This is a genomic window from Gordonia sp. CPCC 206044 (assembly GCF_048537895.1).
Taxonomy (GTDB): domain Bacteria; phylum Actinomycetota; class Actinomycetes; order Mycobacteriales; family Mycobacteriaceae; genus Gordonia.
The window spans coordinates 14,788-37,131 of record NZ_JBCLVL010000018.1; the positions used below are offsets into that span (position 1 = coordinate 14,788).

The window sequence follows — 22,344 nt, forward strand, 5'->3', positions numbered from 1 at the left end:
TCACTGGGTCCGGTAGGCGAGTCGTCGGGCACTGGTCGGATCCAGCGGAGGCAGCGCGAGGATGTGAGCGACCTGTCGCCACGGTTCTAGCTGAATGTAATTGGCCTGGCCCCAATGGTATTCGTCGCCGGTGACCTCGTCGGTCACGGTGAATCGATCCTGCCATTCGAAGCCGAGCGCAGGCATGTCGAGCCAGAGCGTGGAGATCTCGGTGCCGAACGGATTGAGGTTCACCACCACGACCACGCGGTCGCCGGATACCGGGTCCAATTTGGAATACGCGATCAGCGCTGGGTTGTCGAGATGGTGAAAGGTGATGTTGCGCAACTGCTGCAGTGCCGGATGACGACGACGGATGGCATTCAGGTTGCTGATCCACGGTTCGAGCGATTCGCCGCGGCTCGCGGCCGCCTTGTAGTCGCGCGGACGCAGCTCGTACTTCTCCGAGTGCAGATACTCCTCGCTGCCCTCTGCGACGGCCACGTGCTCGTAGAGTTCGTAGCCGCTGTAGACGCCCCAGGTCGGGGCGAGGGTGGCCGCGAGCGCGGCGCGTGCCGCGAACATGCCTGGGCCGCCGTGTTGCAGGCTGGCGTGCAGGATGTCGGGAGTGTTGACGAACAGGTTGGGTCGTGCCTCGTCCGCGTGCTCGGCGATCTCCCGGCCGAACTCCTCGAGCTCCCACTTCTGGGTCTTCCACGTGAAATACGTGTAGGACTGGGTGAATCCGATGCGAGCCAGACCGTAGAGCCGTGCCGGGCGGGTGAACGACTCGGACAGGAACAACACGTCCGGATCGCGTTTCTTGACCTCGGTGATCAGCCACTCCCAGAAGTTGGGGGGCTTGGTGTGCGGATTGTCGACCCGAAAGATCTTGACGCCCAGTCCGACCCAGTGCAGCACGACCTTGAGGACGGCTCGGTAGATGCCGTTGCGGTCGTTGTCGAAGTTCAGTGGGTAGATGTCCTGGTATTTCTTCGGCGGGTTCTCGGCGAATGCGATCGTGCCGTCGGGCAGCGTCGTGAACCATTCCGGGTGCTCGCGCGCCCAGGGATGATCCGGGGCGCACTGCAACGCGAGATCCAGGGCCACCTCGAGTCCGAGTTCGCTTGCCCGGCTGACGAAGTAGGCGAAATCGTCGACGGTGCCCAGCGCGGGGTGTATCGCGTCGTGGCCGCCCTCGGCGGACCCGATTGCCCACGGTGACCCGACATCGTCGGGTCCGGCCACCAGGGTGTTGTCACGGCCTTTGCGGTTGATCATCCCGATGGGATGGATGGGCGGCAGGTAGACGACGTCGAAACCCATGTCGGCGATGCGCGGCAGATCATCGGCCGCGGTGAGGAACGTGCCGTGGACCGGATGACCCTCCCCGTCCCAGCCGCCGGTCGAGCGCGGGAACATCTCGTACCAGGAGCCGACGAGGGCGCGCCTGCGGTCCACCCAGATGCGATACGAGCGGGACTTGGTGACGAGTTCACGTACCGGGTGGACGGCGAACAGATCGGCGACCTCCGCGGAGATGGCGAGGTTGACCCGGTTCTCGATACGCCGCCGCCGCGCGCGCAGACCACGGATCGCGTCGTCGAGCGTCTCCTGGGATTCGATCGGCACCCGGTCGCGGGCGGTGGCGAGCAACCGCGCGCCGATCTCGAGATCGTTGGCGAGGTCGGCCGCACCCTGGCCTGCGGCGATCTTCTTGCCGATCGCGTCACGCCAGGTGGCATAGGGATCGCTCCACGCCTCGATGCGGAACACCCAGAAGCCGACGGTGTCCGGGACGAACGCGGCGTTGAACGCGTCTTGGGTGTTCGCCGGCTCCATCCGGATGTCGAGCGACCGCTGACCGGGGCCATCCACGTGCAGAGTCACCCCGAGTGCGTCATGTCCCTCGCGCCAGGCCGTCGCGCTGATCGGGATCAACTCACCCACAACGGCTTTCGCCGGCAGCTGTCCGGCCGACACCAGGGGTTGGATATCTTCGATCCCCATCCGCCCGATCACCCGGGGCCTCCTCTCGTCAGACCTCGCGACTCAGTGCGTACGCGGCCGGCATCGCTGCCGTCCTCAACCGTAGGGGATCTCGGCCAGTCTGCCCAACGCAGAGCGGACCAGATCACCGTCGGTCGTACGCCAGAAGGGCGGCAGCGACGCGAGCAGATATCCACCGTATCCGGCGGTGGCCAACCGGGAGTCCAGAACGGCGACCACCCCGCGGTCCGAGGTCGACCGCAGAAGTCGTCCGGCACCCTGTGCGAGGAGCAATGCCGCGTGATTGGCGGCGATCGTGAGAAATCCGTTGCCACCGCGGGCCTCCACGGCGCGCTGGCGGGCGGTGAGCAGCGGATCGTCGGGTCGCGGGAATGGGATCCGGTCGATCACCACGAGAGTGCACGACGGCCCGGGGACGTCGACACCCTGCCATAGCGAGAGCGTGCCGAACAGGCAGGTCTGCGGGTCGTCGGCGAACTTGCGGACCAGTGCCGACGTCGCGTCGTCGCCCTGACACAGCACCGGGTGGTCGATGCGCGTACGGATCGCCTCGGCGGCCTCCTTGGCGGCCCGCATCGAGGAGAAGAGTCCGAGGGTGCGTCCACCTGCGGCGTCGACGAGTCCGGCGAGTTCGTCCATCGTCGCCGGCGCGATGGCGTCACGACCGGGCCGCGGAAGGTGGCGAGCCACATAGAGGATCGCGGACTTCGGATAGTCGAACGGCGAGCCGGCATCGAGTCCCGACCATCGGACGGGCGCGCGGTCCGACGGCGTGGTGAGGCCCGTGGCCGTCGTGCCGATGTCCGGCTCGGGCAGGGGATCGGGGTCGGTACCCTCGGCACCTCCGGCATCGCGCCGGCGCGCCGACGGAAGGCCCCAGGTGGCCGCGAGCGCGTCGAAATTCCCGCCGATCGTCAGTGTCGCCGACGTCAACACGATTGTGGCCTGCGCGAACAAGGTCGAACGCAGGAGACCACCGACCGAGAGCGGCGCGATCCGCAGGATCGGGCGGGTGTCGTTGCCGACCCGATCGTGTGCAACCCACACGACGTCATGACGTTTCGACTCGTCGGGCTGGTCGAAGTTGCCGATGACACGCACCACCGTGTCATGGGTTTCCTCGAGAGAGGTGAGCGCCGCCGACCGCGCGGCCGCCGAGTCGTCACCACCGGAGCCCGGGGTGCGTACCGGGCCGATCGCGTTGCGCGCCTGCCACAGTCGGTCACGCAGCATCGCCAGTGTCTCCGGGATCCCAGAGGGTAAGCGAGTCCATTCCCGCGCGGGCATCTCGGCGAGGACGTCTCCGAGTTGTTCGCCCGCACCTAACACGGCGTCGCTGATCTCGTCGTCGAGGAGCTTGCCGCAGCGACGGGCGACCAGCGTGATCGACGCCGCCGACAACTCGGCGGTGGAGACCGACGTGATGCGATCGACCAGTTCGTGTGCCTCGTCGATCACCACGACGTCGTGCTCGGGCAGGATGCTCGCCGGACTCATCGCGTCGATGGCCAGCAGCGCGTGGTTGGTCACCACCACGTCGACCTGCCCGGCCGCGCGCCGGGACCGCTCGGCGAAACAGTCATCGGCATAGCTGCAATTGGCGGCGCCGAGACATTCGCGCGCGGTCACGCTGACCTGCCGCCAGGACCGGTCCGAGACGCCGGGGGTGAGGTCGTCACGGTCGCCGGTCTCGGTGTCCGACGTCCACTCCCGCAGTCTGGTGACCTCGCGTCCCGTCCGGGACAACTCGAAGGCGTCGAACAGTTCGGTGGCCGGCTCCTCCGCGGTCCCACTGTGGATCTTGTTGAGACACAGGTAGTTTCCGCGTCCTTTGAGGATCGCGAAGGTGGGCTCCCGGTGGAGTGGCTCCCGCAGGGCCGCCGCCAGGCGGGGCAGGTCCCGCTCGATGAGCTGGCGCTGGAGCGCGATGGTGGCGGTCGAGATCACCACGGTCTTACCGGATTCCGTGGCGTGTCGGATCGCCGGGATCAGGTATGCCAGGGATTTGCCGGTACCCGTTCCGGCCTGTACGGCCAGGTGCTCTCCGGTGTCGATGGCGTGGGCCACCGCCGTGGCCATGCGGACCTGCCCGTCGCGGCGGCTACCGCCGAGGGCGGTGACCGCGGAGTCGAGCAGCGCGGTCACCGGTGGTGTCGTGCTCATCCGGTGTGTGCGGAGCCGTCATAGAGCAGGTCGCCCACCAACTCCACACCGGCAGCGTGCATCGCGTCGAGTGCCGTGGCCGATGTCTCCGGTGACACCGCAGCGGTGAAATTCAGCAGGACTCGGGTGTGGAATCCGGCGGCGACGGCGTCGAGGGCGGTGGCTCGCACACAGTGGTCGGTGGCGATGCCGACCACGTCGACCCGTGTGACACCGTGATCGGAGAGCCACGCGGCGAGGCCGGTGCCGTTCTCGTCGGCACCTTCGAACCCGGAATACGCTGCGCTGTACTGACCTTTGGAGAACACCGCCTGCGCCGCCGTCGCGTCGAAGGACGGGTGGAACCAGACGCCGTCGGTCCCGACCCGGCAGTGTGGCGGCCAGGAGTTCACGTAGTCCGGGTCGTCGGAGAAATGATCTCCCGGATCGATGTGATAGTCGCGGGTGGCGACCACGGCTCGGTATTCGCCGACGATGGTGTTGACCGCGGCCGCGACCGCGGCGCCGCCGTTCACACCGAGCGAGCCACCCTCACAGAAGTCGTTCTGTACGTCGACCACGATGAGGGCCTGGTCTTTGGCCGGTCGCTCAGACATCTCGATCCTCACCGAGTAGATAGCGGGTGGGCACGGCCGGGTCGCCGTGGGACAGACCAAGACCTTCCCATGGCAGGCTGACCAACGCGTCGGCGAGGTGCGCGCGTCCCTCGTCGAGAGTCGGTAGTCCGTCGACGGGATCACCGCCTCGCACGAGCGGGATCTGCAGCGGACGGGCGTCGAGTCCACGCGTGGACGGCGCGTCGTCGGTGGCGCGATAGACGATCTCTTCGACGATGGTGCCCGTCGAACGTGCGGCGCGAATCGCAGTCTTGGCGCCGCCCTTGGATTCTTTGTGGCTCGATCGTTTGGCGACCGGTAGTCCGCCGACCTCGACGAGTTTGTAGACCATGCCCGCGGTGGGTGCGCCGCTGCCGGTCACCAGCGAGGTACCGACCCCGTAGGTGTCCACCGGTTCGGCGCGCAGTGATGCGATGGCGTACTCGTCGAGGTCTCCGGACACCACGATCTTGGTGTTCGGCGCACCGAGGTCGTCGAGCTGATCGCGCACCTGCCGGGCCAGCACCCCGAGGTCGCCGGAGTCGATGCGCACTCCACCGAGCTCGGGGCCGGCCACCTCGATCGCGTTGCGAACTCCGCGGGTGATGTCGTAGGTGTCCACGAGCAGGGTGGTGCCGATGCCGAGGGCCTCGATCTGGGCGGCGAAGGCCGCCTTCTCGTCCGGGCCGTCTGGCCCGGTGAAACCCAGGGTGAACGCGTGCGCGGCGGTGCCTGCGCTGGGCACACCGTAGGTGCGTGCGGCCTCCAGGTTCGAGGTCGCCGCGACGCCGGCGAGGTAGGCCGCGCGGGCCCCGGCCACCGCGGCCCGCTCGTGGGTGCGCCGCGACCCCATCTCGATGATCGGGCGCGAGCCCGCTGCGCTCACCATGCGCGCCGCCGCCGACGCGATGGCGCTGTCGTGGTTGAGGATCGACAGGATCAGCGTCTCGAGCAGGACCCCCTCGGCGAACCCGGCACGGACGGTGAGGATGGGCGAACCGGGAAAATAGAGTTCGCCTTCGCGATAACCGTCGATGTCGCCGGAGAAGCGGTATTCGCGCAACCACTCGACGGTGTCGTCGTCGAGGAATCGGCTCACCGATGCCAACTCGTCGGGACCGAATCGGAATCGCGCCAGCTCGTCGAGGATCCTGCCGGTGCCGGCGACCACGCCGTAGCGGCGGCCGTCGGGCAGACGGCGTGCGAACACCTCGAAGGTGCACTGCCGGTGCGCCATCGGATGACGCAGTGCTGCCGAGACCATGGTCAGCTCGTACTGATCGGTCAGCAGGGCGGTGTTCTCTGTGGTCACGATGGCCTACCCTTGTGTCTTATGGCGCCTGAATCTCGTGCGCACGAGGCTACCCCCGGAGGGACAGCGGTCGCCGAACCCGCTGTCGCCGACGGCGCGGCGGCTCTCGATCGTCCGTGGGTGACGATCGTATGGGACGACCCGGTCAACCTGATGCGCTACGTCACGTTCATCTTCCAGAAGATCTTCGGGTACTCGGAATCCCAGGCGAACCACCTGATGATGCAGGTTCACACCGAGGGCAAGGCGGTGGTGTCCTCCGGCGACCGTGACAAGGTGGAATCCGACGTCCGGAAACTGCATGCCGCAGGGCTCTGGGCCACCATGCAGCGGGACACCTGAACGGGGAGACACACCGACATCGTGCGTACCTGGAAACGCAAGGGCCGAGGTGCGGGTATGCGCATCTGTTCGCAACTCGACCCCCATGAGTCCGAACTGCTCGCATCGATGGTGACGTCGATGCGTGAGCTGCTCGTGGAGCGGGAATCGAGCGCACCTCGCGACGATCTCTCCGAGGTCACCGGTATCCGCACCGGTCACACGGACGCCCCGAACGATGCCACCCTGGGCAGGCTGTTGCCCGACTTCCATCGTCCGGACCAAGACCGCGAGTTGGCCGCGGACGTGGTCAACGGCAACCTCAACGCCGCGCTGCGCAGTGTCCACGAACCGCACATCATCTCCGCGAAGCTCGCTGCGAGCCAGGTCGTGTTGGACACGTTGCCCAGCGGTGGCGGCGAGTTGGCGTTGACCGAAGACCAGGCGATGAGCTGGTTGACGGCGCTCAACGACGTGCGGCTGGCACTCGGCGCGATGCTCGCGATCACCGATGACACGCCGGATCAGCTGCCACCCGATCATCCGTATGCGGCGCATCTCGACGTCTACCACTGGCTGACCGTGATGCAAGAGCTCCTCGTCGAGTCGTTGATGTGAACACGCAACCGCGGGAGGACGATCGATGACGCTGATCGCGCCGCCGGGTAACCGGATCACGGATGTGGCCGGGATCGAGGTCGGACACCACCACCGTGTGGATCCCGATGCCCGGGTCGCCGGGGACGAACCCGGTCGGGGCTGGGCCACCGGCGCCACGGTGGTCCGGATCAGCGCCCCGGGCGCGGTCTGCGCGGTCGATGTGCGTGGCGGTGGGCCGGGCACCCGCGAGACCGACCTGCTGGACCCGGTCAACACGGTGCAGACGGCCCACGCGATCGTGCTGACAGGCGGTAGCGCGTACGGCTTGGCCGCCGCCGACGGGGTGATGACGGGACTGGAACGTGCCGGCGCGGGACTGTCCATGGACGATCGCGGTCATGTGGTGCCGATCGTGCCGGCGGCCGTCATCTTCGACCTCCCGGTGGGGGCATGGGAGAACCGCCCGGACGCCGACTTCGGCCTGGCCGCGCTGGCCGCGGTCACCCCGGACGTCGCCGTCGGCAGTGTCGGTGGCGGAGCAGGCGCGCGGGCCGGCCCCCTCAAGGGCGGCGTCGGTACCGCGTCGGTCTGGTTGGAGTCGGGACCTGCCGCGGGCGTGACCGTCGGCGCACTCGTGGTGGCCAACCCGGTGGGGGAAGTGATCGACCCCACGACCGGATTGCCCTGGGGCGCAACCGATGACGACATGGTGAGGTACCGGCTCGGCACTCCCGTCGCGGACGAGATCGCACACCTGACCGCCTTGTCGGCCAAGCAGACCGTGCTCAACACCACCATCGGTGTGATTGCGACGGACGCGGAACTGGACCCGGCTTCGACACGTCGGGTGGCCATGGCTGGACACGACGGACTGGCGCGGGCCATCACGCCCGCGCACTCGCCGCTCGACGGTGACACGATCTTCGCGGTCTCCACCGGTGCCGTACCGGTCCAGTCGCCGGTGCCCGGATCCCCGCTTGCCGTGCCACGCGGGATGAACCCCGACGTCGCAGTGCTCGCCGAGGTCTGCCGAGCCGCGGCGGGGGTCGTCCGGGACGCCATCGTGCAGGCAGTACTCGCCGCCGAGTCGGTCGCCGGGGTGCCCGCTTATCGCGACGTGTTGCCCTCGGCCGTGCACTGACGAGCTACCGCGCCGAGGATGCACACGGCACCGACGATGCACCGCGTCGGCCACCACCCAGGGCGCCGTCCCGGGGGCGCACGGAATAGCGTTGATGCGGCAGACGTTGGTGCGATCGCGGTCGGAGAAGGTGACGGGAGGAGTCGTCGAGTGCTGACGATCAGTCGGGAATTGGTCGATGCGATGGTGGCCCACGCGCGTGCCGACCATCCGGACGAGGCATGCGGGATCATCGCGGGACCGGAGGGTTCGGACCGCCCGGAGCGGTTCGTCGCCATGACGAATGCCGAACGCTCGCCGACCTTCTACCGTTTCGACTCGGGTGAGCAGCTCAAGGTGTGGCGTGAGATGGATCGCAACGACGAGGAGCCGGTGGTGATCTATCACTCGCACACCGCCACCGAGGCCTACCCGAGCCGGACCGACGTCTCGTACGCGAGCGAACCGAACGCCCATTACGTGTTGGTGTCCACCCGGGACGCCGAGACCGAGGAGATCCGCAGCTATCGCATCGTCGACGGCGTGGTCACCGAAGAACCGATCGAGATCAGGAGCTGAACGCCATGGCGGTAACCGTGTCCATCCCGACCATCTTGCGCACCCACACCGGGGGTGAGAAGCGCGTCGAGGCGACGGGCGCGACGTTGGCAGAGGTCATCGACAATCTCGAGGCGGGCAATCCCGGCATCAAGGAGCGGCTCGTCGCCCCCGACGACAGCGGCGCAGCCAAGCTGCACCGGTTCGTCAACATCTACGTCAACGACGAGGACGTTCGGTTCTCCGGCGGTCTCGCCACGACGATCGACGACGGCGACGACGTCACCATCCTCCCGGCCGTCGCAGGCGGATAGGCGGCGACACAGCAGGTGGCACGCTACAACTCACTGATCGAATCGGTCGGACACACGCCGCTGATCGGTCTGCAACGGCTCTCACCCCGATGGAGTGACTCCGACGAGGGGCCACACGTGCGGCTGTGGGCCAAACTCGAGGACCGCAATCCGACCGGGTCCATCAAGGACCGTCCGGCGCTGCGGATGATCGAGCAGGCCGAGCGGGACGGTCTGCTCTCGCCGGGCTCGATCATCCTGGAACCGACGAGCGGCAACACCGGGATCTCGTTGGCGATGGCCGCGAAGCTCAAGGGCTATCGACTGATCTGCGTGATGCCCGAGAACACGTCCTCCGAACGCCGTTCTCTGCTGCAGATGTTCGGCGCGCAGATCATCTCGTCGCCTGCGGCAGGCGGTTCGAACACGGCTGTCGCGATGGCCAAGGAACTCGCCGCCGAGCATCCCGACTGGGTGATGCTCTACCAGTACGGCAACGAGGCCAACGTGGCCGCCCATTACGAGGGCACCGGTCCCGAGCTCTACGCCGATCTGCCCGAGATCACGCATTTCGTCGCAGGCCTCGGCACCACCGGGACCCTCATGGGGGTCGGACGCTATCTCCGCGAACAGAACTCCGAGATCGAGATCGTGGCGGCCGAGCCCCGCTACGGCGATGAGGTGTACGGACTGCGCAACATAGACGAGGGTTTCATCCCCGAGTTGTACGACGACTCGGTGTTGACCCGTCGGTTCTCCGTGCAAGGGGTTGACGCAGTGGCCCGGGTGCGGGAACTGATCGAACTCGAGGGGATCTTCGCAGGCATCTCCACCGGCGCGATCCTGCAGGCGGCCCGCGGGGTGGCACGCGGTGCACTGAAGAAGGGCCTGCGTGCCGACATCGGGTTGGTCGTGCCCGACGCGGGCTGGAAGTATCTGAGCACCGGCGCCTACGAAGGTAGCCTGGAGCAGGCAGAGCAAGCCCTGTCCGGCCAGCTCTGGGCCTGACGGCCCGCGCCGGTCGCCGGTTCTTCTCTCTCCGGTCGAGTGGCCACGAGCGAGCGCAGCGAGCCCGAGGCGTATCGAGACCACGTCGGGTCCACCCGATCCGAAACCGCCCGACCCGAGACCACCCACCGACCGATGAACTCAGACAGGAACCCCCGATGGCAGCCACCCCCGCGCGACCGGGCATGACTGCGCCGAGTGCCCGTCCGCTCTGGCAGCGGTCGGTGATCATCATGGCGGCGATCACGGTCCTGCTGTTCGTCATCGAGGGCATCGACGCGGCCACCGATTACCGGCTCGACGACGCAGGCATCGAACCGCGCCAGATCGACGGACTCGACGGCATCCTGTGGGCGCCATTGCTGCACGCCGACTGGCAACACCTCATCGCCAATCTCATCCCGGGTCTCGTCCTCGGATTCCTGCTCCTCATGGCACGGCGGTTCGTGATCGTCACGGCCATCGTCTGGGTGGTCTCGGGGCTGGGCGTCTGGCTGTTCGCGCCGCCGCTGACCGTCACCGTCGGCGCCTCCGGGGTGATCTTCGGTTGGTTGACGTTCCTGCTGATCCGCGGTTTGTTCAACCGCAATCTGTGGCAGATCCTCGGTGGCGCCGTGCTGTTCGTGATTTACGGCTCGATCCTGTGGGGCGTGCTCCCCAACAACTCCGGGGTGTCGTGGCAGGCGCATCTGTTCGGTGCGATCGGCGGTGTGCTCGCAGCCTGGTATCTCGCGGACCGGGATCGCCGCCGCAAGGTCGCGCACCCCCAGACCCCGGGGGTGCGGTCATAACGTCGCAGACCGCTCCGATCGGCATCTTCGACTCGGGCGTGGGGGGATTGACGGTTGCGCGCGCCATCATCGACCTGCTGCCCGACGAAGACGTGGTGTACATCGGTGACACCGGTAACGGCCCGTACGGGCCGCTGCCGATCCCCGACATCCGTCGTCACGCGTTGGCGATCGGTGACGATCTCGCCGAACGCGGCGTGAAAGCGATTGTCATCGCATGTAATACGGCGTCGGCGGCCTGCCTGCGGGATGCCCGCGAACGGTACGCCCCGATCCCGGTCGTCGAGGTGATCCTGCCCGCGGTCCGGCGCGCGGTGGTCGCCACCAAGACGGGCCGGATCGGTGTCATCGGTACCGAGGCCACCATCTCCTCACGCGCATACCAGGATTCGTTCGCAGCGGCACGTGACGCCGAGATCACCGCGGTGGCATGTCCACGGTTCGTCGACTTCGTGGAGCGGGGCATCACCAGCGGACGACAGATCCTCGGTCTCGCCCAGGGGTATCTGGAACCGTTGCAGGAGGCCGACGTCGACACTGTCGTCCTCGGGTGCACGCATTACCCGCTGTTGTCCGGTGTGATCCAGCTGGCGATGGGTGACGAGGTGACCCTGGTGTCGAGCGCGGAGGAGACCGCCAAGGATGTGTTCCGGGTGTTGACCGAGGCAGATCTGTTGCACCCGCACACCGATCGCGTGGCGTCACGCGTCTTCCAATCGACCGGTGATCCGGAGTTCTTCGCGCGACTGTCGACACGCTTTCTGGGGCCGGCCATCGGTCAGGTGCAACACCTGTAGGTGAGCGTCGGATCACGAACGGGTCGTTTGTCCAGTCGTTGGCCAGTTGTGACCCGGACGCCTGACCGACCGCATCGGGGGCGTGGCACAGTAGGGCGTATGCGTCTCACGGTCCTGGGGTGTTCCGGCAGTGTGGGTGCACCCGGTGCCGCCTGCTCGGGGTACCTGCTCTCCACCGCCGGGCACCGGCCTGTGCTGCTGGACTGTGGTCCGGGTGTTCTCGGCGAACTGCAGCGGTACGCCGAGCCGATCGACGTCGACGTCGTGCTGTCGCACCTGCACGCCGACCACTGTCTCGACGTGCCCGCCATGCTGGTCTGGCGCAGGTATGCACCGCGGCCTGCCACCGAACGCGCAGTGCTGTACGGGCCACCGGGCACCGCCCTGCGCCTGGGTGCCGCCTCCGCGGAGATCCCGGGCGACATCGACGACATCTCCGACACGTTCGACACGCAGGAATGGCAGCACGGCTCGGAGGTCTCGATCGGCGGCCTCGAGTTCCTCCCGATGCAGGTCAATCATCCGCCGCAGACCTTTGGCCTGCGTATCACGGGGCCCCAGGACCAGGTGATCGCCTACAGCGGCGACACGGCCATGTGCGATGAGGTCGTCGACCTCGCGCAGGGCGCCGACATCTTCCTGTGTGAGGCCACCTGGTCGCATGCGCCCGACGAGCGCCCGCCGAATCTGCACTTGTCGGGATACGAGGCGGGACAGATCGCGACCAAGGCGGGCGTGCGATCGCTGGCGCTGACCCACGTCGCGCCGTGGTCCGACGCCGAGACGATCCTGGCCGAGGCCCGATCCACGTTCTCCGGTCCGGTGGACCTCGTCCGGGCCGGCCAGGTCTTCGACCTCACTGCGTGAGCCCGTCGGTCCGGGCCGGATCGCCCGTGTCGAGTGGCGTCGGCACGCATCGTTAGAGTTGACGCCGTGACGACACGAGCTGACGGCAGGGCCGACGACGAACTCCGACCGATCACCTTCACCCGAGGATTCACCGGTCACCCGGCGGGTTCGGTACTCGTCGAGTTCGGCCAGACCCGGGTGATGTGCACGGCCAGCGCCACCGAGGGTGTGCCCCCGTGGCGCCGGGGATCGGGCCTTGGGTGGCTCACCGCGGAGTACGCGATGCTGCCGGCGGCTACCCATGAGCGGTCTCGACGGGAATCGGTGAAGGGCAAGATCGGTGGGCGTACCCACGAGATCAGCCGGCTCATCGGACGGTCGCTGCGCGCGTGTATCGACCTCGCGGCGCTCGGCGAGAACACCATCGCTCTCGACTGCGACGTCCTGCAGGCCGACGGCGGAACCCGCACCGCGGCCATCACGGGCGCCTACGTCGCGCTGGCGGATGCGGTGACATGGCTCGGTGCCGCGGGCCGGCTCAGCGATCCGCAGCCGCTGTCGTGCATGATCGCCGCGGTCAGCGTCGGGGTGGTCGACGGGCGGGTGCGTCTGGACCTGCCGTATGAGGAGGACTCGCGCGCCGAGGTCGACATGAACGTCGTCGCGACCGATGCCGGCACCTTGGTCGAGGTGCAGGGGACCGGCGAGGGCGCCACCTTCCCGCGGGCCACCCTGGACAAGCTGCTCGACTCGGCGATGGCCGGTACCGAGCAGCTCTTCGCCGCACAGCGGGCGGTGTTGGCCGACCCGTATCCCGGCGTCCTGCCCGGCGCGGACAAGTGACCACCGTCCTGCTCGCCAGCCGCAACGCGAAGAAGCTGGCGGAACTGCAGCGCGTCGTCGACGCGGCGGGGATCACCGGCCTCGAGGTCGTCGGCCTCGACGCGGTCGCGGAGTATCCCGAGGAACCCGAGACCGGCGCCACCTTCGAGGAGAACGCCCTCATCAAGGCCCGAGCAGGTGCGCGGGCGACCGGATTAGCTTGTCTGGCAGACGATTCCGGGCTCGCCGTCGACGCTCTGAACGGAATGCCCGGCGTGCTCTCGGCGCGTTGGTGCGGACGCCACGGCGACGACCCGGCCAACAACGAGCTGTTGCTCGCACAGATCTCCGACGTACCCGACGAGCGCCGCGGCGCGGCGTTCGTGTCGGCATGTGCGCTCGTCGAGAGCGACGGCACCGAGACGGTGGTGCGCGGAGAATGGCGCGGCACCATGTTGCGTGGGCCGCGCGGCGCCAACGGGTTCGGCTACGATCCGCTGTTCGTCCCCGACGATGCGGTGGCACAAGGCCGTTCGTCTGCGGAACTGTCCCCTGCGGAAAAGGACGGGCTCAGCCATCGGGGCAAGGCGCTGGCGCAACTCGTACCCGCCCTGCGGGAATTGTCCCGCCGCTGACCTGTTGCCGGGCCTGACGCGGGCACGCCGGGGCCCGAGCTCACCGTGCGAGGTGACGTGATTCGAACGTCAGCCGGTGCGATCCGTGAGTGACGGAACCGATCCTCGACCACGGTGCACGGCCAGCATCCGGTCCACCGAGTCGGGCCAGCGATAGCGTTCGGCCCGCGTGCGCGCGGCGCGCTCGCGGGCCTGCCGCGAGACCGCGAGCACCTGCTCGATCGCCGCGGCGAAGCCATCGGCGGAGTTGCTCGCCAGGGCGCCGCAACTGTCATCGACCATGCCGGCGACCGCCGATGATCGCGAGGCGACCACCGGTGTCCCGGACGCCAACGACTCCAACGCCGACAGGCAGAACGTCTCGTGCGGTCCCGGGGCGAGCGAGATCTCGGTGGTGGCGAGCAACGCGGCGATCCGACTGCGGTCGGTCACGTGGCCGAGGAAGGTGACCGGCAGGCCACGGGCGGCGCGTTCGAGGGCCGGACGGCGTGGGCCGTCGCCTGCCACGACGAGGTGAACCGGTCGGCGGGCACCGTGGAGTCGGGCCACCGCGGCGATGCTGCGGTCGGCGCGCTTCTCCGGCGACAGTCGCCCGCAGTGGGTGACCAGGGTCGCGGTGTCGTCGGCGTACAGCGCGCGCAGCCGTGGGTCGGCGTGACGCGGGTCGAACGCATCGAGGTCGACGCCGAGCGGTGCGCGATGGACATTCGGCGCACCGATCCGGTCGAACTCGGAGGCGGCGAAATCGGTGGTGCACACGATGGCGTCGAACGACCGTGCGGTGCGACGGTTTGCCTCGTCGGCGAGTGCCCGTGCGGCGCGCTGCGGTAGTGCCATGCCCAGCAACCGGTCCAGACGTTCGTGGGAGACCATTGTCGCGTGGACGTCCCGGTCGCGGGCCCACCGGCCGAAACCGCGCAGCGTCAACCGGTCCGACACCTCGAGTGCGTCCGGACGTAGATGTCCGAGGACGTCGGCGACCCGACGTGCAGATGCGATCCGGTAACCACCGGAACAGGGGAGCATGTGTGCTCGCACGGTCAATCGCTGCACGCCGGTCGGCAGGATCTCGGCGGCGTCGTCGGTGCCCGGGACGACGAGGGTCACCTCGTGGCCTGCGGCCGCATAGCCGGCTCCCCACCGATCGACCGCGGTGCGCAGACCACCGGACCGGGAGCCATAGAAGTTGGCGAGCTGCACGATGCGCACCCGGACAGTGTTGCCCGGCGGGGATGAACGGACGCGGTCGGTCAGGTCACGAGTCGTCGATCACCTCGTGAACGACCTGCCCCGTCAGAGGTTGTACTGCGCTTTGACTTCCTTGGTGCGGACGTGCTCGAACCAGAAGGAGAGGAACGGGATGGTGCCTGCGATGGCTGTGATGATGATCTTGCCCAGCGGCCAGCGCACCTTGATGGCCAGATCGATGGTGAAGATCAGGTAGACGAAGTACACCCAGCCGTGCACGATCGGGACGAAATCGAGGGCATCGACGCCGAAGCCGTACTTGATCACGAGCTCGACGACGAGCAGCAGCAGCCACAGACCGGTGATCCACGCCAGGACGCGGTAGCGCAGCAGTGCCCCACGCACCTTCTGCACGGGCGTGTCGGTGGCGGGTGTGGTGGTCTCGGTCACGTGCGGTGTTCCTCACTGCTCGGTTCGGTGGACGCCGACCGGCCCAGGTCGGCCAGGTACGCGTTGTAGTCGGCGAGCGTCGTGTCGTCTCGCTCGGATGGGGTCGATCGCAGAGAGGACGCACTCGGGGTCGTCGGGCGTTCGGGCAGGATGCCCGCCGGGATCTCGGTGGCGCCGTTGTGCTCGGTGAGCTTGCGTTGTTCGTCCGGGTCGTTCTCCAAGACCACGAACCGTCGATACGCCCAGATGACCGCGACCGCGAAGGCCGGCCACTGCAATGCGTAGCCGAGATTCTGCCCGGTGCCTGATGCGGACTCGTATCGACTCCATTGCCACCAGGCGAGCAGCAGGCACGCCACGGCTGCGACGACCACCAGCACGATCAGTGCCGGACGATGCCGCCGCCGGGGGGCAGCCGATCCGGATTCCATACCCTCGACGGTACCTGGCCAGCGATGATCGCTTCGCGGGCGGTAGGCTGACGCAGGCGTCGGTGTGGCCGACGACACGCGCGAGTGGCGGAATTGGCAGACGCGCTGGATTTAGGTTCCAGTGTCTTCGGACGTGGGGGTTCAAGTCCCCCCTCGCGCACGTTTGTGCCTTACGGGCGTGACAGCCAGGACGCTCTCCTCGTCGAACAGGAAGCCTCAGTCTGGGGACGACGACGATCTAGATGCTCCGCCAACGTTTCTCGTAGTCGCATCCCTCGGTTGTGCACCCGGCCACCCAGTCCTGGCGGACGACCTCGCCGGGCCACGAGGTCGTCGGATCGCTCACCTTTTCGACCTGCGCCGTGCGATTGCCGCACTGCGGGCATCGGCCGGTTTTCATGAAGGGGTCCTAGTGGTTTTCGCATGCTGGCCGGAGCGCGAGTTTTACCGTATCGGGAATCCTTGTTTTCCGATTCACCGACTGCCGCGCGATCTCCGGGGCCGTCGCGCTAAACGTCGCGCCGAATCTGCGCGGACCGCCGCCGATTTCAGGGATACGTTGTCAGAGTTCGATTGTCGGCAGGGCCTCGACCAGAGCTCGTCCGAGCTGCTGCGGAGTCATGCCGAGCCCGGCTGCGAGTAGCGGAATGTCCTCAACCGTGATCGAGGTTCGCCCGTTGGCGCGGTTCTGGACCCACTTCCCGTCCTTCTCGATCCGGCGTGCTAGTTCGTTCATGCCGACTTTTCTGCGAGCCATCTCGGCCCGGAGCTCGTCGGCGGCAGCATCTCGCGACGTCTGGTCGGAGTGGGGGCGAGCGGGCATCGACTCAGGGTAGCCGGGTGGGTTGACATCCACCTGCAGCGGTCTACTGTAACACTCATCACGTCACTAAGTGGTGTACACCCCGTGGTGTATGGAGTTCGTCATGACGAAGGCTGTTGCCGGATCGATCGGTATCGCGGCGATCGCCGCAGCTCTCGCGATGGGTGCAGGTCACGCCGACGCTCGATGCACTTCGTATGACGAGCACGGCAAGGTCGTGATGAGTGACTGTCCGAACGGGGTCCCGGGAGATCGGGAGAATCCGAACTCGGAGACGCCGGGGCCGAACCCGTATCCAGAGGACTACGGCTGGTCTGTGACGGTCAACCCCGAAGGGCTGGCGATCTGAGGTATCGCGCGCCGCATCTGCGAGGGCAGCGGAGACGTGTTCATCGCGGAGTGGGCCCTCAATCGGGCCACGCATCGAGCCGCGACCATTCCCCGAATGGCGGCCTTGATGACGCTTCCACGATGAGACCTCCGCTGGCGATGTACTTCGGGTGGTATCGCTCGATCTCGAACTTGATGGTGCTTTCTTCCGGAGAGCTTCTGTCGTAGATGAAGTCCGGAAACCCGATCCTCGATGCAGGTGAACTCACTGTCGGTGCGTTTCCAAAGTGGCCATCCCGGACCGATCTCGTTTGCCATGTCGGGCAGCGTAGTTCGATTGTTTGCGCCGACGGTGGAAATGGCGGAAGTGTCCTTTCATGATGAAACCGTTGGTGCACAGAGCAATTCGCTAGTTTGGTTAACTACAGATCGAATGGCGGAGGTGGGAGTGATGCCGGTGACGGAGAGATTCCATGATCCGTTCGGGAGGTGTCCATGGCCGTGCTGACGGGTCGCACGCGTGCAGTTGGCATATGTCGGTGCGGCGCAACCATCGTGAAACACGAGTACTACTCGAAGGTTCCTGGTCGTCCAACCCTGTGGGGCAGGCCGGAGTGCCCGATGGCCGAGGGGTGTGAAGTCAAGAGCAAGGGCTGGGAAGAAGAATACTTAGGGGAATCCGGCCAGATTTGAGGTGACCATGTCGCCCGAGTACCACGACACCGACGAGCCTTGCCCGGAGTGCGACCGGAGTCTGCTCAAGCTACGTATCGATCGCATCTGGTCCCGGGAGAGCCCCTTGCCGGCGCGGACCGATTGGTGGGCTCTCTGCGGTGACGATCGCTGTGGCTACGAGAGACTCATGAGAACCGAATACGGGTGATGCCGAATGCGGGTGTCGTGCTCTGAAATCGCGTAGTCGACTACTCGCGACGGCGTCGTTGCGGTCATCTTCAATCGATCCGTGGGCCGGTCGGCCCGCAGCCGGATCGACGAGGAGCCACATGATGACGAAGATGCTGCGGGGGATGATCGCCGGGGCCGGCGCGTTGGCGGTGATGTCTGGCGCCGCGGTCGCGGCGCAGGCGGCGCCGGCGATCGCGCCCACGCCGGTCACCTACTACCAGAACTGCACCGCGGTCCGCGATGCGGGCAAGGCGCCGCTGTATCGCGGAGACGACGGCTACGACACGCATCTCGATCGGGACCGCGACGGCATCGCGTGCGAGTGAGTCGCCGTCGAGGCGCATGAGGCCGACGGCCGTTCAGCGCTCGTCGGCGAAGACGATCCCGATGTCGGCGCGGATACGGTCCATGATCTCGAGCGTGGCCACGACGTCGCGGTGCGGATGGATCGCCGACTCGACGGCGCCCACGGCGACGCGTCGAGCCGCCTCGACAGCCGAGAAGTGCAGGCCGTCTTCGTGTCCGCCCTTCTCCTCGTCGTGCACCAAGAACTCGCCGTCGCGCATCGTCACCGTGAACGGCCCGGGCTGATAGAACGGGCCGGGCATCGACAGGTACCCGTCGGTGCCCGCGATGAACGCGCTCGTCGGTGTGTCGGCCAAGATCGTCGTGGTGAGCAGGGACTGTCCACCGTCGGCATGGCTCATCGTCGCCGAGATCTGGCCGTTCAGTTCGTGGTTCGCGGCTTGGCCGAGAGCGTGGAGGTCGGTGACCTCGCCGAGTACCCACGAGGCGAACGCGATCGGGTAGGTGCCGAGATCGAGCATCGGCCCACCCGCGAGCTCAGGATCGTAGATCCGGTGATCGGTGGTGAAGAACTCGCCGTGATCGGCGACGACGGTGCCCGGCGTGCCGAGTAGGCCGTCGGAGAGGAGTTGGCCGAGCACATCGAACTTGGGCAGGAATCGGGTCCACATCGCCTCCCCGGCGAACACCCCGGCGCCCCGGGCCGCCGCGAAGACCTCGGCAGCCTGGGATGCGTTGAGACCCATGGGTTTCTCGACGAGCACGTGTTTGCCCGCGGCGACAGCGTCCAGGGCGCACCGGTGGTGGTGCGGATGTGGGGTGCTGACATAGACGATGTCGACCCCCGGATCCGACAGCAGCGCCTCGTACCCGCCGTGGGCGACCGGGATGTCCATTCGGCGGGCGAAGTCGTCGGCCCGTGTCATCGAACGGGACCCGACAGCGGTGACCTGCTGCGTCGTGTGCTTACGCAGCGCGCTCACGAATCGTTGTGCGATCCATCCGGGACCCAGGATCCCCCACCGGAGCGGTGGTGCGGATCGTGCCTCCGGCGTGCGGGAGGTGGGCAGCAGACGCGTCACGGCGGGTGGTCCTTTCCGTCCGGACGGGTCATGCCCGGTATTTGGCGACGTAGTCGGTCATGGTGGCGAGTTGGTATCGCGAGACCTCTTGCGCATTCTCGTTCTCCGCGAAGACGCTCGAGACCATCACCGTGTCGTCCCGGTCGTAGAAGCCGATCTCGGCGAGGGTGCCGAAGAACTCGTCCCAGTCGACGTCGCCATCACCGATCTTGAGGTGCTGATGCACCCGGACCGCGTTACCCGGCGGATTGGTGATGTATCGAAGACCATGTGACGCATGATGATCCATGGTGTCGGCGACGTGGACCAGACGCAGCATGTCGCCCGCGGTGGTCATGATCTCGCGCATGTTGCCGCCCATGTGGAAACTGTGGCACGCGACGTAGACGAGCCCGAAGTTCTTCGAGTTGATCCCACGGATCATGCGGATCGCGGCCAGTCCGTCTTCGACGAAATCGTCGGGGTGCGGGTCGATCCGGACGTCGATCCCCTCGCGTTCGATGATCGGGACGAGCTCTTCCATCGAGCGGTAGAAGGCACGTTCGGATTCCTCGGGACGTTCGGGCCGGCCGGAGAACTCGGTGTTCATCACGTTCACACCCAGGTCGACGGTGATCTGGATGGCCCGCTTCCAGTAGCGAACCGCGGCTTCGCGCGCGTCCTCGTCGGGGCCGGACCACCGCAGCACCGGCAGTACCGACGCGATACCGACACCGGCATCCGCGCAGGCGCGACGGAACTTCGCGACCAGGTCGTCGTCGGCCTTGGGATGGTTGAAGAACGGGATCATGTCCGCGTGCGGGGTCAACTGGAGGTATTCGTAACCGAGATCGGCCACCACGCGGGGCAATTCGAGCAACGAGTGACTGTGGTGAAACGGGGTGGGGTCGAGCGCGACCTTCATCGTGTGTCCTCTCAGAGGTGAGCGGGTTCGACGTCTGGAGTCAGCGGAACCGGACGGCGGGCACGCCACAGGTGCCCAGATACTTCTGCGTGCGTGTGGCGATGGGCAGGGGAGCGTCTGGCGAACAGGGGTACATGTCCTGCTCGACGATGGCGAAGATGTCGATGCCGAGATCGGCGACCGCCTCGAGAAGTGGCGGCATCGCCGGGATGCCGCGCGGTGGCTCGGTCATCGCACCCAACTTGACGGCCTCGCCGAACGGCAGGTCGTCGGCCTCCACCTTCGCCCGGACGGCCTCGTCGACCTGCTTGAGGTGTAGGTAGCCGATGCGTTCGGGGTGGGCGGCGATGATCGCGAGATTGTCTCCGCCGCAATAGCTCACGTGTCCGGTGTCGAGGCAGAGGTTGACGAACTCACCGTCGGTGTTCTCCAGGAACCGGTAGATGTTCGCCTCGGTGTCCACATGCGAATCGGCATGCGGATGGTATTGCGCACGGACCCCGTACTTCTCGAACATGGCCTTGCCGAGTTCGTTCATGCCGCGGGTCTTCTTGAGCCACTGCTCGTCGGTCAGGTCACGGTCCTCGAGCACCTCGCCGGTGGCCGGGTCGCGCCACATCTCGGGGATGACCACCACGTGTTTGCCGCCGACGGCGGCCGTCAGCCTCGCGACGTCCTCGATCTGCGTCCAGACGGCATCCCACGAATCATCCTGGTGCAGATGTTCGAACACGGTTCCGGCCGACAGTTTCAGGCCGCGCTCGCCCAGCTCGGCGAGCAACTGTTCGGGATCGGTGGGGAGATAGCCGAAGGGGCCCAACTCGATCCACTCGTAACCCGATGCCGCGACCTCGTCGAGGAACCGGGTGTAGGGGGTCTGCTGCGGGTCGTCGGGGAACCAGACGCCCCACGAATCCGGAGCGGAGCCGACGATGATGTTGCTCATGGTGAGAGTCCCTTCGTGTGAGGTCAGTGGGTGGCGGCCGAAAGGGCCGGATAGACGATGGGTTGGGGAATGCCGGTGCGCAGCGACCGGGTGGCCGCCTCCGCGATGGCCTGCGCCTTGAGGGCTTCGGGCAGTGTCGGACCGAGCGTCTCGCGTTGCGCGAGGGCGTCGACGAAATGGTCGAGTGCGCTGCGGTAGGTCGGCGCGACCCGTTCGAACCAGCCTGCGTGCATGCCGTCGCCGACGACCCGGCCGGCGTGGTAGCGAGACACTGCGCCGACATGACGGCGACCGGCCTCGATCATCCCGTCGGAGCCGAGGACCTCGATGCGTTCGTCGTAGCCGTAGCCGATACGTCGCGCGCTGTCGATGGCGACCAGTGCGCCACTGGGCATCCGCAGCGTCACGACCGACGTGTCCACGTCGCCGAGTTCGGACACCCGCGGGTCGGTGAACACCGATCCGGTTGCGAACACCGTCTCGGGATCCTCGCCGGTGATCCAGCGAGCGAGGTCGAAGAAGTGCACGGTTTGGTCGCGCATCTGTCCGCCGGACACCGCGAGGTACTCGAGCGGTGGGAGTGCCGGTCCCCGGGTGGTCATCTGCACGAGTTCGACACCGCCGACCTCACCGGCGCGGACGGCCTGTCTGAGTTGCGTGTAGTCGCGGTCGAATCGTCGGTTGAAGTCGACCATCATCGGCCTGCCATCGAGGTCGATCGCGGTGACCACGGCGACCGCACGGTCGAGGTCGAGGTCGATCGGTTTCTCGCAGAGTGCCGCCAGACCGACTGTTGCGGCGCGTCGCAGGTGCTCGGCGTGGGTGTCGGTCGACGACGCGATGAGGACCGCGTCCACCGAGTCCGGATCGAATGCCTGGTCGAGATCGATCGCCGTGGTCGCGTGTCGCCGAGCCAGCGACGCCGACCGGGTCGGGTCGATGTCGGCCACACCGACGAAGTCCACATCGGGATGCGCGGCCAGATTGCCGGCGTGTACCGAACCGATGAAGCCGGCGCCGACAAGGGCGAATCGAATCATCTCAGGGCCTCCTCTGGTGGGTGGTGGGTGGCGAGCTCGCCTATGGGGCTCGTTGCCGGGGCTGTCGGATCCGCCACTTCTGTG

At 67.1% G+C, this 22,344-nt stretch carries 25 protein-coding genes and 1 tRNA gene; 14 read left to right on the forward strand and 12 right to left on the reverse strand.

The features are described from left to right. The 4 genes from AAFP35_RS22735 to AAFP35_RS22750 form a co-directional block, all read right to left on the reverse strand. On the reverse strand, window positions 1–2,001 hold the full coding sequence (locus AAFP35_RS22735; RefSeq protein WP_419223934.1) for a maltotransferase domain-containing protein: 2,001 nt from the start codon (window positions 1,999–2,001) through the stop codon (window positions 1–3). Between the two features lie 63 nt (window positions 2,002–2,064). Beyond that, window positions 2,065–4,152 carry an ATP-dependent DNA helicase gene (locus tag AAFP35_RS22740; protein WP_419223935.1) on the reverse strand — a complete coding sequence of 696 codons (2,088 nt, stop codon included), beginning with the start codon at window positions 4,150–4,152 and terminating at the stop codon, window positions 2,065–2,067. After that, complete coding sequence (locus AAFP35_RS22745) at window positions 4,149–4,748, reverse strand: isochorismatase family protein (RefSeq protein WP_419223936.1); 600 nt, start codon at window positions 4,746–4,748, stop codon at window positions 4,149–4,151. Before AAFP35_RS22745 ends, AAFP35_RS22740 begins: the two co-directional genes overlap by 4 nt. Continuing rightward, window positions 4,741–6,060: a nicotinate phosphoribosyltransferase gene (locus AAFP35_RS22750; RefSeq protein WP_419223937.1), complete on the reverse strand. Its 1,320-nt coding sequence runs from the start codon at window positions 6,058–6,060 to the stop codon at window positions 4,741–4,743. The genes AAFP35_RS22745 and AAFP35_RS22750 overlap by 8 nt, the downstream gene beginning before the upstream one ends. A gap of 21 nt (window positions 6,061–6,081) precedes the next feature. Between AAFP35_RS22750 and clpS the strand changes: the two genes are divergently transcribed. The 11 genes from clpS (at window position 6,082) to rdgB (ending at window position 13,854) form a co-directional block, all read left to right on the forward strand. Then, a complete protein-coding gene (gene clpS, locus AAFP35_RS22755) occupies window positions 6,082–6,402 on the forward strand; it encodes an ATP-dependent Clp protease adapter ClpS (protein ID WP_419223938.1) in 321 nt (106 codons plus the stop codon). Window positions 6,403–6,423: 21 nt separating this feature from the next. After that, on the forward strand, window positions 6,424–6,999 hold the full coding sequence (locus AAFP35_RS22760) for a DUF2017 domain-containing protein (protein WP_419223939.1): 576 nt from the start codon (window positions 6,424–6,426) through the stop codon (window positions 6,997–6,999). Window positions 7,000–7,024: 25 nt separating this feature from the next. Then, window positions 7,025–8,122 (forward strand): P1 family peptidase, encoded by a 1,098-nt coding sequence (locus AAFP35_RS22765; RefSeq protein WP_419223940.1) that lies wholly within the window; start codon window positions 7,025–7,027, stop codon window positions 8,120–8,122. Window positions 8,123–8,272: 150 nt separating this feature from the next. Continuing rightward, on the forward strand, window positions 8,273–8,680 hold the full coding sequence (locus AAFP35_RS22770) for a Mov34/MPN/PAD-1 family protein (protein WP_419223941.1): 408 nt from the start codon (window positions 8,273–8,275) through the stop codon (window positions 8,678–8,680). Window positions 8,681–8,685: 5 nt separating this feature from the next. Next, window positions 8,686–8,973 carry a MoaD/ThiS family protein gene (locus AAFP35_RS22775; protein WP_419223942.1) on the forward strand — a complete coding sequence of 96 codons (288 nt, stop codon included), beginning with the start codon at window positions 8,686–8,688 and terminating at the stop codon, window positions 8,971–8,973. A 15-nt stretch (window positions 8,974–8,988) separates the two neighbouring features. Further along, window positions 8,989–9,960 (forward strand): PLP-dependent cysteine synthase family protein, encoded by a 972-nt coding sequence (locus AAFP35_RS22780; RefSeq protein ID WP_419223943.1) that lies wholly within the window; start codon window positions 8,989–8,991, stop codon window positions 9,958–9,960. A gap of 158 nt (window positions 9,961–10,118) precedes the next feature. After that, entirely contained in the window at window positions 10,119–10,751 is a 633-nt protein-coding gene (locus AAFP35_RS22785) for a rhomboid family intramembrane serine protease (protein ID WP_419223944.1), read from the forward strand. Then, window positions 10,748–11,548 carry a glutamate racemase gene (gene murI, locus AAFP35_RS22790; RefSeq protein WP_419224011.1) on the forward strand — a complete coding sequence of 267 codons (801 nt, stop codon included), beginning with the start codon at window positions 10,748–10,750 and terminating at the stop codon, window positions 11,546–11,548. Before AAFP35_RS22785 ends, murI begins: the two co-directional genes overlap by 4 nt. Window positions 11,549–11,647: 99 nt before the next feature. Further along, the gene (locus tag AAFP35_RS22795; protein WP_419223945.1) at window positions 11,648–12,415 is read left to right on the forward strand and encodes a cyclic nucleotide-degrading phosphodiesterase; all 768 of its coding nucleotides are present in this window, start codon (window positions 11,648–11,650) and stop codon (window positions 12,413–12,415) included. Between the two features lie 66 nt (window positions 12,416–12,481). Continuing rightward, the gene (gene rph / locus AAFP35_RS22800; protein WP_419223946.1) at window positions 12,482–13,240 is read left to right on the forward strand and encodes a ribonuclease PH; all 759 of its coding nucleotides are present in this window, start codon (window positions 12,482–12,484) and stop codon (window positions 13,238–13,240) included. Next, window positions 13,237–13,854, forward strand: a complete 618-nt coding sequence (rdgB, locus tag AAFP35_RS22805; protein ID WP_419223947.1) for an RdgB/HAM1 family non-canonical purine NTP pyrophosphatase — start codon at window positions 13,237–13,239, stop codon at window positions 13,852–13,854. The genes rph and rdgB overlap by 4 nt, the downstream gene beginning before the upstream one ends. Before the next feature lie 69 nt (window positions 13,855–13,923). Here rdgB and AAFP35_RS22810 read toward each other — a convergent pair whose 3' ends face one another. The 3 genes from AAFP35_RS22810 to AAFP35_RS22820 all read right to left on the reverse strand — a co-directional run bounded on the left by AAFP35_RS22810 (window position 13,924) and on the right by AAFP35_RS22820 (window position 15,923). Beyond that, complete coding sequence (locus tag AAFP35_RS22810; protein WP_419223948.1) at window positions 13,924–15,063, reverse strand: glycosyltransferase; 1,140 nt, start codon at window positions 15,061–15,063, stop codon at window positions 13,924–13,926. 84 nt (window positions 15,064–15,147) lie between these two features. Next, window positions 15,148–15,492, reverse strand: coding sequence for a DUF3817 domain-containing protein (locus tag AAFP35_RS22815; RefSeq protein WP_419223949.1), 345 nt, complete (start codon window positions 15,490–15,492; stop codon window positions 15,148–15,150). After that, window positions 15,489–15,923, reverse strand: coding sequence for a transcriptional regulator (locus AAFP35_RS22820; RefSeq protein ID WP_419223950.1), 435 nt, complete (start codon window positions 15,921–15,923; stop codon window positions 15,489–15,491). Before AAFP35_RS22820 ends, AAFP35_RS22815 begins: the two co-directional genes overlap by 4 nt. Window positions 15,924–16,001: 78 nt before the next feature. On the opposite strand from AAFP35_RS22820, the gene AAFP35_RS22825 reads away from it, so the two are divergent. Then, window positions 16,002–16,083: transfer RNA gene (locus AAFP35_RS22825), tRNA-Leu, on the forward strand. Between the two features lie 402 nt (window positions 16,084–16,485). On the opposite strand, the gene AAFP35_RS22830 is transcribed toward AAFP35_RS22825, so the two are convergent. Further along, entirely contained in the window at window positions 16,486–16,746 is a 261-nt protein-coding gene (locus AAFP35_RS22830; RefSeq protein WP_419223951.1) for a helix-turn-helix domain-containing protein, read from the reverse strand. Window positions 16,747–16,849: 103 nt separating this feature from the next. On the opposite strand from AAFP35_RS22830, the gene AAFP35_RS22835 reads away from it, so the two are divergent. After that, window positions 16,850–17,095 carry a hypothetical protein gene (locus AAFP35_RS22835; protein WP_419223952.1) on the forward strand — a complete coding sequence of 82 codons (246 nt, stop codon included), beginning with the start codon at window positions 16,850–16,852 and terminating at the stop codon, window positions 17,093–17,095. A 988-nt stretch (window positions 17,096–18,083) separates the two neighbouring features. Next, window positions 18,084–18,308 carry an excalibur calcium-binding domain-containing protein gene (locus AAFP35_RS22840; protein ID WP_419223953.1) on the forward strand — a complete coding sequence of 75 codons (225 nt, stop codon included), beginning with the start codon at window positions 18,084–18,086 and terminating at the stop codon, window positions 18,306–18,308. 33 nt (window positions 18,309–18,341) lie between these two features. Here AAFP35_RS22840 and AAFP35_RS22845 read toward each other — a convergent pair whose 3' ends face one another. From AAFP35_RS22845 to AAFP35_RS22860, 4 genes are read right to left on the reverse strand one after another with little or no spacing between them, the layout of a single operon-like run. Continuing rightward, window positions 18,342–19,370 carry a Gfo/Idh/MocA family protein gene (locus AAFP35_RS22845; RefSeq protein ID WP_419223954.1) on the reverse strand — a complete coding sequence of 343 codons (1,029 nt, stop codon included), beginning with the start codon at window positions 19,368–19,370 and terminating at the stop codon, window positions 18,342–18,344. A 28-nt stretch (window positions 19,371–19,398) separates the two neighbouring features. Continuing rightward, window positions 19,399–20,274, reverse strand: a complete 876-nt coding sequence (locus AAFP35_RS22850; RefSeq protein ID WP_419223955.1) for a sugar phosphate isomerase/epimerase family protein — start codon at window positions 20,272–20,274, stop codon at window positions 19,399–19,401. Between the two features lie 40 nt (window positions 20,275–20,314). Continuing rightward, entirely contained in the window at window positions 20,315–21,220 is a 906-nt protein-coding gene (locus tag AAFP35_RS22855) for a sugar phosphate isomerase/epimerase family protein (RefSeq protein WP_419223956.1), read from the reverse strand. Window positions 21,221–21,243: 23 nt separating this feature from the next. After that, complete coding sequence (locus AAFP35_RS22860; RefSeq protein ID WP_419223957.1) at window positions 21,244–22,260, reverse strand: Gfo/Idh/MocA family protein; 1,017 nt, start codon at window positions 22,258–22,260, stop codon at window positions 21,244–21,246. Window positions 22,261–22,344: the final 84 nt, after the last annotated feature.

What these genes read in the sequence shown, in the direction of transcription:
- AAFP35_RS22740 (WP_419223935.1), bottom strand. Translation starts at nt 4,152, where the DNA reads ATGAGCACGACACCACCGGTGACCGCGCTGCTCGACTCCGCGGTCACC.
- AAFP35_RS22745 (WP_419223936.1), bottom strand. Translation starts at nt 4,748, where the DNA reads ATGTCTGAGCGACCGGCCAAAGACCAGGCCCTCATCGTGGTCGACGTA.
- clpS (WP_419223938.1), top strand. Translation starts at nt 6,082, where the DNA reads ATGGCGCCTGAATCTCGTGCGCACGAGGCTACCCCCGGAGGGACAGCG.
- AAFP35_RS22765 (WP_419223940.1), top strand. Translation starts at nt 7,025, where the DNA reads ATGACGCTGATCGCGCCGCCGGGTAACCGGATCACGGATGTGGCCGGG.
- AAFP35_RS22775 (WP_419223942.1), top strand. Translation starts at nt 8,686, where the DNA reads ATGGCGGTAACCGTGTCCATCCCGACCATCTTGCGCACCCACACCGGG.
- AAFP35_RS22785 (WP_419223944.1), top strand. Translation starts at nt 10,119, where the DNA reads ATGGCAGCCACCCCCGCGCGACCGGGCATGACTGCGCCGAGTGCCCGT.
- AAFP35_RS22795 (WP_419223945.1), top strand. Translation starts at nt 11,648, where the DNA reads ATGCGTCTCACGGTCCTGGGGTGTTCCGGCAGTGTGGGTGCACCCGGT.
- AAFP35_RS22820 (WP_419223950.1), bottom strand. Translation starts at nt 15,923, where the DNA reads ATGGAATCCGGATCGGCTGCCCCCCGGCGGCGGCATCGTCCGGCACTG.
- AAFP35_RS22830 (WP_419223951.1), bottom strand. Translation starts at nt 16,746, where the DNA reads ATGCCCGCTCGCCCCCACTCCGACCAGACGTCGCGAGATGCTGCCGCC.
- AAFP35_RS22835 (WP_419223952.1), top strand. Translation starts at nt 16,850, where the DNA reads ATGACGAAGGCTGTTGCCGGATCGATCGGTATCGCGGCGATCGCCGCA.
- AAFP35_RS22840 (WP_419223953.1), top strand. Translation starts at nt 18,084, where the DNA reads ATGACGAAGATGCTGCGGGGGATGATCGCCGGGGCCGGCGCGTTGGCG.
- AAFP35_RS22850 (WP_419223955.1), bottom strand. Translation starts at nt 20,274, where the DNA reads ATGAAGGTCGCGCTCGACCCCACCCCGTTTCACCACAGTCACTCGTTG.
- AAFP35_RS22855 (WP_419223956.1), bottom strand. Translation starts at nt 21,220, where the DNA reads ATGAGCAACATCATCGTCGGCTCCGCTCCGGATTCGTGGGGCGTCTGG.
- AAFP35_RS22860 (WP_419223957.1), bottom strand. Translation starts at nt 22,260, where the DNA reads ATGATTCGATTCGCCCTTGTCGGCGCCGGCTTCATCGGTTCGGTACAC.